Genomic DNA, 12529 nt, shown 5'->3' with positions numbered 1-12529 from the left:
TGTCTGCTGGCAAGGAAATCCTGCCTTCATAAGCTACTGCCCGCCTTTGCTGCCACCTTGCTTGGAGTCGTCGTTCTGGATGGTGCGGCGCTGGCGCTGGGAGCCGCTATCCAGCTTACCAAAACGGTAGTTGAAGGACAGGCGCACGCCCCGGTTGTACTGAAACCAAGTGCCCGTGCTGCGGAACTGGTCGGTTTCGGTGGTGTTGCGGAAAGCCCGCCCATTCTGCAGAAAGTTGCTGGCGTTTAAGGTGAGGTCAGCCTTTTCCTTGAGCAGGGTACGCTTGACGCCCACGCCGTACCAAATGCCACCAGCGTAGCGCGACTGCAGCTGCACGCCGCCGGTCCAGCCGCCGCCGAAGCCCTGCAGGGAGTACACTTTGCCCAGCTTCAGGGACGTATTCAGGTTCATGGAGCCATTCAGGCGGCTGCTCGTGCGGCTGAGTGCGGCGCTGTAGATGCGGGTGTAGTCAGTGTTGAGGTTGCTGCTGATATCCCAGCCCTGCACGGGCTTCCAGGAGCCGTACAGGCCCAGGCCAAAGGTGGTGTTGGTGGCGAGGTTGCCGAAGGTGGTTTCGGTGCGGGCCAGCTCTTCGTTATAGCGGTTGAACTCCTCAATGGAGTTGCCGGTGCGCCGCGTGTAAGTCGATACGTTCAAGGACGTTTTCTCCCCAAATGTGCCGTAGCTCAGCTCGTAGGAGTCCGTGATTTCGGGCGAGAGGTTGGGGTTGCCGTAGCTGATGCTGCTGGGCGTACTCTGATTCACGTACGGGTTCAGGTAGTAAATCTGCGGGCGCTGAATGCGGCGGGAGTAGCTGAAACGCAATGTCTGGCCCGGCTTCCCCAGAGTACGTGACACGCTCAGGTTGGGCAGCACGTTTAGGTAGTCATTCGAGAACCGGCCGTTTTCTCCCTGAAACTCCCCCCGAATGTCGGTGCGCTCCAGGCGGGCACCCAGGCTGAAGTTGTACACCGAGTCGAGCGTGAAGCCGTAGGTAGCGTAGGCCGCCAGCACGTTTTGGTTGTAATCAAACGCATTGGAACGGCGCACACTGCGTACGAAGTCGGGCTGCACGCGCGTGAGCAGCGTATCCAAACTATAGTCGCTGCTAACGGTGCGGCGGATGGTCTTGGCCCCGGCCTCCAGGGTGCTGGTCGGGCTGAACGGGTGCGTGTAGTCGGTTTGGAGGGTGGTTTCGGTGTTGCGGGCCAAGTTGTGGCTGCGCTCCTGGTATTCCAACGGCCCCTTCTGCACATCGGCGGCGTGGTACTGATCGAGGCTGTATTCCTGGGTGTTACGGTTTTGGGTGTGCTGGGCCAGCACGCTCCACTCGCGGCGGGGCTGGGCTTCGCCAAAGGTGCGCGTGTAGCCCGCGTTCAAATCGTAGTTGCGGAACTGGAATTGCTGCACAATGTCGCGGGAGTACAGCGTATCGAGCGAGAACTGCCCGGGTGCCGACGGCGTGGTTTGCCGGTACTGGTTGAACAGCTCCTGGGGCGAGCTGCTCTGGTACTGGTTGCCGTTGCCGCTCAGCGTGAAGCTGTGCAGGGGCGAAGGGTCGTAGGTGAACTCCACCTGCCCGTAGCCGCCCTTGCCAATATTCTCTGATACGCTGCGCTGCTCCAGCTGTCCCAGCACCTGCCGCTCCCCGCCCGGGCTAGGCACAAAGTCGGTGCGGGTGGTGCTGGAGCGGTAGGGGTAGAGGTTGCGGAAGCCGGTAAGCTTGGTGTTCACGCCAAACTTACCGCGCTTGGCGTTGAGGGAGCCATTCAGGCTTTGATTGCGGTTGCCGGCGGTAGCACCCACGCTGCCGTTGGTGCCTTGCAGGGAGTTCTTCTTCAGCACAATGTTAATGACGCCGCCCGACCCTTCGGCATCGTACTTGGCCGAGGGCGACGTGACGACTTCAATGGCCTTGATCTGGTCGGCCGGAATCTGCTTCAGGGCTTCCGCCAGGTTGCCCGAGAGCATGGCCGAGGGCTTGTTGTTGATGAGAATGCGCACATTGGAGGTGCCGCGCAGCTGCACGTTGCCGTCCCCATCCACGTTCACCATGGGTGTTTTGCGGAGAATGTCCGAAGCCGTGCCGCCGGCGTTGGTAGCATCCTGGTCGGCGTTATACACGAGGCGGTCGGGCTTGCTTTCGATGACGGGTCGCTCCCCGGTCACGGTCACCTCGCCCAGTTTCTGGGTGCTGGCCGTAAGGGTAAAGGGGCTCAAGGCCGTGGCTTGGCTGGTTACCGTCACGTTCTCGATGCGCGTGGCGTACCCCACAAAGCTGAGCTGCAGACGAAAGGAGCCGGCTGGTAGGTTTTTCAGCTCGAAGCGGCCCTGCTCGTCCCCGGTGGTGGAGGCCAGGGGCGCCGTACCCGCGGCTGGCAGCAGCACGATGGTAGCGTATTCCACCGGTTTCTGGGTGGCCGCGTCCAATACCTGACCGGTGAGGCGGCCCGTGCCCTTAGTAGCGGCTGGGGTGGTAGGCTGCGCGGCAGTTTGTGCCAGGGCGGTAGGGGCAACCAATACGGCCAAAAGGGCCAGCGTGGCAAAATGCTTCATGCAGGAAACGGATAGGGAAAGAATAGCGCGACAAAATGAATAAGCTGTGGTAGCTGGGCGGCATGGGCCACGGCCGCCAGCCCTCCGGTAGTTTAAACCTGACAGGAGATGCGGGAAGCACCCGCAACGTTGCACGCCGCAAACGAAAAAACTGCCCAACGCATTGCGCCGGGCAGTTTTCAGCTTTAGTAAATCGTTAACTCGGGGCGCGGGTGTTACGGCTGACCCTGGCCGCCGCTTTCCCCGGCTTTCTGGTCGTCGTTGCGGATGCTGCGCTTGGGGCGCTGGGGCTTGTTCTCGAGCTTACCGAAGCGGTAGCTGAAGGCCGCCCGCACGCCGCGGTTGTAGATGAAGGTGGTATTGCGCGAGTCAGAAAAGCCGTTGTTGAAGTCATTGACCAGCTTCACGTAGCGCGTGAAGGGGTTGTCGGCGTTGAGTGTGAAGTCGCCTTTACCTTTCAGGATTTCCTTGCGCAGGCCAATGGAGTACATCTGCCAAGCCGAGCTTTTGCCCTGGAGCTGAATGCGGGGCGAGTTGAGCATGCCGAAGAACTGCAAGCTCAGGCCTTTGTCGAACTTATAGCCCGAGTTGATGTTGGCCGAGTACACTACGCCGGAATTTTTGCCGCGCTGGCCCAGATCCGTCAGCGCCTGGCTGAACAGATACACGTAGTAGGTGCTCACGTTGCCGCTGATATCCCACTTGGGTAGGGGCTTGAAGGACCCAAACAGGTTGAGGCCGTAGGTCTGGTTGCGGGCCACATTGCCGTAAGTGGCTACTACCCGACCATCGTCCTCGGTCTTGTTGATGCGCTCAATGGCGTTGTTGGTTTGCCGGGTGTAGAGGGTCACGTTCAGCACGGAGCTCTTCACGAAGGTATTCCAGTTCAGCTCCAGGTTATCGGTAAACTCGGCCCGCAGCTCCTGGTTTCCCACGGAGATATTGCGCGGGTCGGATTCGTTGCGGTAGGGGTTCAGGTAAAAAATGCTGGGCCGCTGAATCCGGCGCGAGTAGCTGAGGCGCACCGTAGAGCCAGGCTGCTTGAGGTTGCGCGTGAGGGCCACGTTGGGCAGCAGGTTGGTAAATTCAAGACCGAACGGCTTGTCCTGGTTCTGGAAGTTCCCCTGCAATTCCGTGCGCTCCACGCGGGCGCCCAGCCGCACATTGTAGCTTTTGCCCAGGGGCGTGGCGTAGGTGGCGTAGCCGGCCTGCACGTCCTGGTTGTAGTTGTAGACGTTGGTCAGCGTGCTTTCTTCCGCGAAGATGCCATCTGCCTCCGCCCGGCTCACGCGGTAGTCACTTTCCACCGTGCGCTTAATCAGCTTGCCGCCAAACTCCAGGGTTTGCTTTTCCTTGATGGGCAGCACGTAATCGGTCTGGATGGTGGTTTCCAGGTTGCGGGCTGTGTTGGGACTGAACTCCTGAAAGTCCGGCGTGCCGTCGGCGTTGGCATCTACTAGGGAGAACTGATCCACGTCGTAGAAGCGGTAGTTGCGGTTGCGGGAGTGCTGGGCCAGCACCGTCCACTCGCGGCGGTTTCCCTGCCCAAAGGTGCGGGTGTACGTGCCCGTCAGGTCGTAGCTCTGGGTGCGAAACTTCTGCATGGTTTCGCGCTCGTAGTTGCCCAGCCGGGCGGTGCCCGCCACTTGGTCCCCCTCCGCCAGGCGGTAGGTATTGTCGATATCCACGTCGAAGCGGTTACGGAACAAGCTGCCGTTCAGGGCCAGGCTGAGGGCGTGGTTCGGGGCCGGCTCATAGTCCAGCCCAATGCGGCCGTTGCCGCCCCCGCCCATGCCAAACCCGTCGTTGCGCTGGCGCAGGAAGCCAGTCGTCAGCATGCCGCTCTTATTGCGCACATTGAGGTCGGTGCGGTCCACTTCCTGGTCGCCGGGCGCGTAAAACGACCAGCCATTCAGCGCCGATGAGAGGCTGAGCTTGCCCTTGCGGGCGTTCAAACCCAGGTTGCCGTTGGAGTTGCGCGTGCCCACGGCCAGGCCCACGTTGCCGTTGATGCCCTGCAGGTTGTTTTCCTTGAGCACGATGTTCACGATGCCGCCTGAGCCTTCGCCGTCGTACTTGGCCGAGGGCGAGGTAATCACCTCCACGTTCTTGATCTGGTCGGCGGGCAGCTGCTTGAGGGCCTGGGCCAGGTCGCCGGACACCACGGCCGAGGGCTTGCCGTTGATGAGCACCCGCACGTTGGCCGAGCCGTTCAGCTGCAGGTTGCCGTCGGGGTCCACACTCAGCATGGGCGCCTTGCGGAGCACATCGGCGGCGGTACCCCCGCGGTTGGTAGCATCCTGGGCCGCGTTGTACACCAGTCGGTCGGGCTTGCTTTCCACCACGGGCCGCTCCCCGGTCACGGTTACCTCGCCCAGCTTCTGGGTGCTGGAGGCCAGGGCTACGGCCGGAACCGTGGTTGAACCATCCGTGACCGTTACGGCTACCGTTTGGGCCGCGTAACCAATGAAGGTAATCTGCAGGCGGTAGGAGCCAGGGGCCAGCCCCTTTAGCTGGAAGCGGCCCCGGTCATCGGCTACCGTCCCATCGACGGGCGTTTCGCCGGTAGCGGGCAGCAAAGCCACGGTGGCATACTCTACGGGCTTCTTGGTGGTGGCGTCGAGCACGGTGCCTTCCAGGCGGCCAGTGCCTTTGGGCGCCACGGGTACGAGGCTAGGTGGGGTGGAGCGGGTGGCACCGGGGGCGCCAGCGGGCACACCGGTTGGCGCCTGCGCCAGGGCGGGGGTTGCCAGCAGGGATGTCAGCAACAGGGGAAGATACGTGTGTTTCATAGCTGTCAGAAAAGAAGTGCGCAAACAGGGCGGAAGAGAAACAGGTGCGGCAGCAATGCGCGCAACAGGTTAACGTGGGGTGTAAGCTGGAAGAATTGCTATAAGTAGATATCCAGGTAGATCCAAGGACCGCAAAAGTACCGGAGGGGTTGCCAGAGCGTATGGGTAATCCAACCAACCGGCCGGAAGGCAGCGTGAACGGGCCCGCAGACCGAACGTATGCGCCGGAGCTAGGCCGTGATGGGGCGGCGCAGCAGCAGGATGTAGCCCAGCACCAGCGCCCCGGCAAACCAGGCCAGGCTATACCACTCGTGGGGGGCCAGCTCGTGAGCCACCACAATGCCCTTTACTTTATCGAGGCGTAGGGCCACCGCCGTGCCTAGTGGGGCTGCGTACGGAATCTTGTCAGCATGCTCCCACTGCAGCAAGGCAATAGTGGATACCACAGCGCCCATGCCAATGCCCACCGGCACCACAAAAGAGCGCCAGAACAGGCTCACGATGTACTGCACGGCCAGCAGCCCCAGCGTAGCCACGTACGTGCGCATCAGCATCCAGCCAATGGTTTCCAGCGGAATAGCGTGGCTCTGGAAGCCTAGCTTGTGCCGTACCAGCATCAGGAGCGCGCCGGCCCCCAGCAGCAAGCCGGCAAAGAGCAGCAGCGCCACTGCGTTCAACGCCAGCAGTACCAGCAGCTTGGAAACAAATACCGCCCCGCGGCCTACTGGCTGCGCATACAGGTGTTTCCAGGCTGTGGCTTTGGTTTCGACGTGCACGAGTAGGCTGGTGAGTAGCACCACAAACAGGGGCAAGAGCAGGGTGCCGGCCGTTTGCCAGGAGCGCATCAAAAAGCTCGGCCATGGGTCGGTGCCCGGCTTGATGATGGCGTGCCCCTTGAAAAAGTAGATAGAAAACACCAGCAGTACGGGCAGCGCCCCACTGAACAAGGTGAGCCGCAGGGCCGCCGTGCGCCGCAGCTTCAGCACGTCGGCCTGCAGGCTGCGGCGCAGCTGGGTGAGGGGCGAAGGGGCCGTGGGCAATGCCAGCAAAGAGACGGGAGCAGAGAGCGTAGCCATTAGGAAAGAGCGGTTTCGGTGAGGTGTAGGAAGGTTTCTTCGAGAGAGGGCTGCTCCAGGCGCAGCCCGTAAAGCGGCTGCCCGGCGCCTACCACGGCGGCGGCTACCTCGGCCGTTTGGGCGGGAGTGAGCATGGGCAGCCACAGCGTACCCTGGCCTACTATCTGGGCCGCGCCCAGCAAGCGGGGCAGCAGGTTGCGGCAAGTGTCGGCGCTGTCAGTTTCGAGCACCAGGCGGGCTCGGCCGGTTTGGAGGCGCTGCAGGTCGGGCAGGCTGCCCTGAAATACCATGCGCCCCTGCTGAATCACGCCCACGTGGGTAGCTACTTTCTCTATCTCACTGATGAGGTGGCTCGATACAATAATGGTTTTGCCGTGGTCGTCGCGCAGGCGCCGCAGCAGCTCCCGCATGTCGATGATGCCATTGGGGTCGAGGCCGTTGGTGGGCTCATCCAGCAGCAGCAGGGCAGGGTCGGAGAGCAGGGCAGTGGCCAGACCCAGGCGCTGGCGCATGCCCAGGGAATACTCGCGGGCCGGGCGGCGGGCCGCATCCGTCAGGCCTACGATTTCCAGCACCTCGGCCGTGCGGGGGGCCGGCACCCCGCGCAGGCGGCGGGTGGCTTCCACGTTTTCGAAGCCCGTGAGGTGGTCGTAGAGCGAAGGGTTTTCGATGAGGGCCCCCACGCGGCTGAGCAGGGCCACCCGGTTCCGGCGGAGCTCATACCCAAACAGGTAAACCGAGCCGGCGGTGGGTTGCAGTAGCCCCAGCAGCAGCCGCATAGTGGTGCTTTTGCCGGCCCCGTTGGGCCCCAGAAAGCCGTAGATGCCGCCGGCCGGCACCTGCAGCGGCAGGTTGTGCAGGATAGGACGCTTGCCGAAGTGGAAAGACAGGTCGCGGGTTTCGACCAGGAGCGGAGCAGTTGAGTTCATAGCGCAGAAAAGCAGAGTAGATGGCAGCAAACGTAGCAGCTGCGGGCGGCCCTGCTCCGGGTATTCAACCAAGCCCCCTACCTTTCCCGGCAATGGCGTTTTTTGTGGCCTGAACCCGGAAAACGGCCCGCCAAGGGACCTTTGCAGCTGGCCAAGCAGGTTGAGGGCGGAAAGTGCGCCGTTGGTTGAGGCCGGGCGGGGCGTTGGTTGAAGATGGTCCCGGCAAAACCAGGCGCCTTCCTATCTTCCGGAGTGCAAACCGTTGCTTCTTCTCTTCTGGGGTCGCCCTCGGCCCCCGCTTCGCCAAGCCGCCGCGCCCGGCTGCGCGCCTTTTCCCGCCTGGAGTGGTGGCCCCGCTCCGAGGAAGCTGCCGTGCCCAAATGGGTGCACTTCCTGTTTTGGGGTGCCCTGTTGCTACTCGATGGACTGGCTATCTACAACAACCTCAACGCTGCGGCCAAATACCGCATGCCCCAAAACCAGCTGGTGCTGCGGGCCCTGCTCACCAATGTGCTATCGGCGAGTATATTTTACTTCAACTGGATGGTGCTGGTGCCGGGTACCGTGGGGCGGGGCCGACTCTGGCCTTATCTGGGTGGGGTGCTTTTGCTGCTGGCCGCCTACGTGCCCCTGCGCTTTGGCGCTTCCAGCCTGGTGGGCGGCGGCGCCCAGGACGCCCAAACCAGCGCGCAAAAGCTGACGATGATTATTCCGTATACTCTTATGGGGCTGAGCACCATCTTCTTCAGCTCCGGCCTGCGGATTACGGGCGACTACCTCAGCGGGCTGCGCAACCGCCGGGAGCTGGAGCGCCAGCAGCTGCTCACGGAGCTGGCCATGCTCAAAACCCAGATCAACCCGCACTTTCTTTTCAATACCCTCAACAACATCTATTCCCTCACCAGCCGGAAGTCTGATAAAGCCCCCGAGGCAGTGCTGCGCTTGGCCGAAATCATGCGTTACCTGCTCTACGAAAGCAGTACCGATACCGTGCCCCTGAGCCTGGAGCTGGCTCACCTGCACAGCTTTCTGGACTTGCAGCGCCTGCGCCTGCCAGCGTCGGCGCCCGAGGCTATCCGCTTCGAGGTGGAAGGTGCCGGACCCGACTGCGCCCATCCCATTGCCCCGCTGCTGCTGTTGCCCCTGGTCGAAAACGCCTTCAAGCACGGCGACCTGGCCGCCCGCCCCGTGGCCGTGCACATCACCCTGCACCTGGCCCCCGATGGGTTGTTGCGCTTTTCAGTGCTCAACCACGTAGCCCCTGCCGATGCCGAAAGAGAGTTGCCGCGGCAGCCCGGGGGCGTGGGACTGGTAAACCTGCGCCGGCGCCTGGAGCTGCTCTACCCCAGCCGCTACGCCCTGGATGTGCAAACCACGCCCGGCCAGCATCTCGTCACCATGGTGCTGCTGCCTTAAGGCCGCGCCGTGTGGCCGCCAAAGCCCGTGCAGCGGGTGCGTCTGCCCGCTAACGAATACAAGCCAGCCTCCCGGCTGTTGCCCCCCCCAGCGGCTATGTAGGCCCGCGCCACCAAAGCAAATAGCTTGTTTTCGCGTTATTGTCCGCCATATTGCCGCTGGTCAAGCCCTGGCACGTTTCACTTGTCACCTCATCACTTACTCCCATGACCTGCGCTATTCTGGACGATGAACCTCTGGCCCTTGAGCTGCTGGCTGACTACTGCGCGCAGGTGCCGGGCCTGGAGCTGAAAGGGCAGTTTGATGATGCCCTGGCAGGCCTGGCGTTTTTGCAGGACAACCCCGTGGATGTGGTTTTTCTGGACATCCACATGCCCCGCCTCACGGGGCTGCAGCTGGCCCAGTTGCTGCCCCAGCCCGGACCCCGCATCGTGTTTACTACCGCTTACGACCAATACGCGGTGCGCAGCTACGACCTGAACGCGGCCGATTACCTGCTCAAGCCCATTGCCTTTGAGCGGTTTGTGCAGGCCGTGCAGAAGGTGCGCCAGCAGCTGGCTACCTCGGTGCCGGCCGCTCCCGCCCTGGCCGAGGCGGCTGCGGCTGCCCCCGATGCCATGTTCGTGAAAAACGACCACCGCCTGCAGCGCGTGGCCTTCGACGACATCCTCTACATCGAGGGCATGAAGGAGTACCTGATGATTTACACCACCACGGGCAAGGTCCTGACGCTGCAGTCGTTTCGGCGGGTGGAGGAGGTGCTGCCGCCCGAGCGGTTTGCCCGCATCCACAAGTCGTTTCTGGTGGCCCTGAACCGGATTGAGCACATCGAGCGGGGTAAGGTGCAGATTGCCGGCCGCCTGCTGCCCATCGGCGACACCTACCGCGACACCGTGACGGCCATGCTGCGCGCCAGTAATATGCTTTAAGCTAGAATTCGACTACTGGCTGCTGCTAATCAGCTTTATTGCAATTAGTAAATAGGGTGGGTTTATAAATTATTGTTAATTAAGTAAATAAGTGGTTGTTTGACGGCGGTAAGCGTCCGGATGCAACCTCCGTCGATGCTTCTGCCTCTACCTTATATGCCGGCCGCCAGCCGGGCAAATAGGGTTCTTCGAAGCCAGCAGCGTTTATGCCTCATCTATCTACTTTCGCGGAGCAGCCAACCAGGGTTTCCGCCGTAACTTTGGGAGCCGATCGGGGTGGTCGGGGTGCCGTATGAGTGCTCTGTCAGCCAACTTCGGAGCGGCGGGCCTGCGCGGTCTGCTTGCTGATTCTAGTTATTCCCGTGAAACGGTTACCCGTACCGCTCCCGTGCGCCCTATTGCTACTCCTGCTACGTTAGACGAATCGGCCCTGCTCGATGCCTGCTTGGCGGGCAGCCGGCTGGCGCAGAAACAATTGTACGAGCGTTTCTCTGGCCGGATGATGGCCGTGTGCATGCGCTATGCCCAAACCACTTTCGAGGCCGAAGACGTATTACAGGAAGGATTCGTAACGGTGTTCCGAAACTTGCCCAGTTTTCGGCGCGAATGTCCACTGGAATTCTGGATTCGCCGTATTATGGTGAATGCCGCCCTGCGGCAACACCGGCGCAATGCCCCGCTGGTAGCCGTGAGCGAAGGAGAATACCCTGAGAATCTGGCGGATGAGGAATTCACCCTCGCTAACTACGGTTACGAAGAACTCCTCACCATGATTCAGGACCTGGCGCCCCGCTACCGGATGGTATTCAACTTGTTTGCCATCGAGGGTTACAGCCACAAAGAAATTGGGGAGCTGATGCAGATATCCGAAGGAACCAGCAAATCACAATATGCCCGTGCCCGGGTGATTCTCAAAAACAAACTGGAACGCCTCGACGCCCATCGTCACAATGGAACCTTCAGCCGATAAGCCACAGAATACTCAGACCGGCAACCTGGAGCAGTTGTTTCGACAGAAGTTCGAGGAAGCCGAAATAGCGCCCCGGGCCAGCCTGTGGGAGCAGATTGACCACGACCTGCTGGTTCAGCAAAACGAAACCTACCGCCAGCGCCTGCAACTGCACCGTTGGGCAGCGGCGGCCTGCCTGCTGTTTGCCCTGGCCATGGGTGCTTGGTTTACCATTCATCTTACCGGCACCCACGAGGCTGACGTAGCCGCTGCCACGGCTGGCGCTTCCGGCAGCTCACCGCGCCTGACAAGCAAAGCAACTTCGGAAGCGGCGGCTGTTGCACCTGCTGCGGTAAGCCCAGGCGCCGACGTGGCGACCAGTATTGCTCAACCTACTCGTGGCGGGCAAAAGGCCGCGCGTGCCGCAACGGTAAGCAAGCCGGCACTCAATGCCGCATTTACGGCTCCCACCCCCGTTTCGGGCGCCGCGACGATAGCCAGCAAAGGCGAAGTATCCAACCGAAATCAAGCTTTCCGCGGTGGTATAGCTGAGCCTGTTGGCTCACCCGTGCCAGCAGGCCTAGGCGCTAGTGCCCTACCTGTGGCTGCCACTACTCCAGAACGCGAAACCACGCTGGCTACTGGCCGGGCCTTGGCCGGCGACCAGACCAGCACTACGCAAAGCGCCCAACTCCCAACTGCTACCCTAGCGTCAGCAGTCGTGGCAAGTCAGGGCCAGACGGTAGCCTCTGCCGAAATGGGTGCTACTGCTGCCGGACAGGTTGAGGTGACCAAGGCAATGCAGGCCGTTGCCCCGGGCAGCCAGCAGGCTACTGCTGCTGCCGAGCAGTTTGCTACCATTATCGCGTTAGCTCCCCGGGAAACCACGCTGTCCACTACGCAAGCAGCTTTACCAGCTTCGCTGCAGCCTATGTACCTGGCTAACTCGTTGGCTTGGGCTGATGCATTGGCCCAGGAAGACGAGAAAAAGCAGGTGGCAACCAGAGGCTGGATGTTTGGCGGCGGCCACGCGGTATCGGCCTTCAATCCGAACATGAACTTCTCCCGCGGCAGCCTGCCCACTGGTACCGTTCGGATTGCTTCTACCGCCATGGTAAATGCCCAGATGTACGAAGCCGGCGCGCGGGAATACCGCGAAAACCTGCAGGCTGGCCTGGGGCAGCGCATTATGCTGCTCGCCCGGCGCCGTATCTCCAACCGCTTCAGTATCTCGGCCGGGGCCGAAGCGGCGGAGTACCGGGCAAGCTCCCAGACGTCCTACGCCGCACTGGAACCTTCCGTGCCTACGACTTTCACCGGGGGCTTTGCTTCTACTGACCGCGTACGTACTCAAATGGCGACGGACCTGACGGTACTGAATGAGCCGCAGAAAACGCGCTACCGCTACCGCAGCGCTGGCATACCCGTGCTGGTACAGTACGGCAATAATGTTAAAAACGGCTGGTCGTTCTATGCGCGAATGGGAGCTGCCGTCAACGTGCTCTTCGGTACGCGCTTCTCCGCCGATGACAATATGCTGGTGGCGCAGAAGGCCTACAGCCTGCAGTCAGGTGACTCGCCCTACCGCAAAGTGCTAACGTCTTTGCGCAGCGGCGCGGGGCTGAACTACCGCCCGGCGGGAGCTTCCTGGGCCGTGGCTTTTGGCCCCGCGGCTGAAGCTGGGCTGAACACGCTGAACGTCGATCCTGCCCAATCGTATTGGCAGCAGTCGCGGCCCTACTCCCTGGGCCTGGAAGCCAGCGTGGAATTCGGCAGCAAGTCGGCCCCGGTGCTGGCAGCGCACTAAACCAAGTTTCTCTGTAGTATTCTCTCCCGGCTCTACAAGTCCCGTGAGACCTCGCCCTGGCTGCGCAAGTGGCCA

Annotated in this window: 8 protein-coding genes; 4 read left to right on the top strand and 4 right to left on the bottom strand. The window is 61.7% G+C overall.

The features are described from left to right. Positions 1-33: 33 nt before the first annotated feature. From HER32_RS08140 to HER32_RS08125, 4 genes are all read right to left on the bottom strand, one after another. Entirely contained in the window at positions 34-2556 is a 2523-nt protein-coding gene (locus tag HER32_RS08140; RefSeq protein ID WP_168681509.1) for a TonB-dependent receptor domain-containing protein, read from the bottom strand. A 215-nt stretch (positions 2557-2771) separates the two neighbouring features. Further along, entirely contained in the window at positions 2772-5348 is a 2577-nt protein-coding gene (locus HER32_RS08135; protein WP_149069482.1) for a TonB-dependent receptor domain-containing protein, read from the bottom strand. A 230-nt stretch (positions 5349-5578) separates the two neighbouring features. Then, complete coding sequence (locus HER32_RS08130; RefSeq protein WP_168681508.1) at positions 5579-6424, bottom strand: ABC transporter permease; 846 nt, start codon at positions 6422-6424, stop codon at positions 5579-5581. Further along, a complete protein-coding gene (locus HER32_RS08125) occupies positions 6424-7353 on the bottom strand; it encodes an ABC transporter ATP-binding protein (RefSeq protein ID WP_232066442.1) in 930 nt (309 codons plus the stop codon). Before HER32_RS08125 ends, HER32_RS08130 begins: the two co-directional genes overlap by 1 nt. Positions 7354-7605: 252 nt before the next feature. Here HER32_RS08125 and HER32_RS08120 point away from each other — a divergent pair, with 252 nt between their 5' ends. From HER32_RS08120 to HER32_RS08105, 4 genes are all read left to right on the top strand, one after another. Next, positions 7606-8769, top strand: a complete 1164-nt coding sequence (locus tag HER32_RS08120; protein ID WP_168681507.1) for a sensor histidine kinase — start codon at positions 7606-7608, stop codon at positions 8767-8769. 206 nt (positions 8770-8975) lie between these two features. Further along, the gene (locus HER32_RS08115; protein WP_168681506.1) at positions 8976-9698 is read left to right on the top strand and encodes a LytR/AlgR family response regulator transcription factor; all 723 of its coding nucleotides are present in this window, start codon (positions 8976-8978) and stop codon (positions 9696-9698) included. Between the two features lie 292 nt (positions 9699-9990). Then, positions 9991-10668, top strand: a complete 678-nt coding sequence (locus tag HER32_RS08110; RefSeq protein WP_149069478.1) for an RNA polymerase sigma factor — start codon at positions 9991-9993, stop codon at positions 10666-10668. Continuing rightward, positions 10649-12454, top strand: a complete 1806-nt coding sequence (locus HER32_RS08105; protein ID WP_168681505.1) for an outer membrane beta-barrel protein — start codon at positions 10649-10651, stop codon at positions 12452-12454. Before HER32_RS08110 ends, HER32_RS08105 begins: the two co-directional genes overlap by 20 nt. The last annotated feature ends 75 nt before the right edge of the window (positions 12455-12529 follow it).

The sequence above is a fragment of the Hymenobacter sp. BT18 genome, assembly GCF_012273015.1.
GTDB classification, from domain to species: Bacteria; Bacteroidota; Bacteroidia; order Cytophagales; family Hymenobacteraceae; genus Hymenobacter; species Hymenobacter lutimineralis.
Note: the sequence above shows the minus strand (reverse complement) of the source record. Positions and strands in the feature narration are given on the sequence as shown.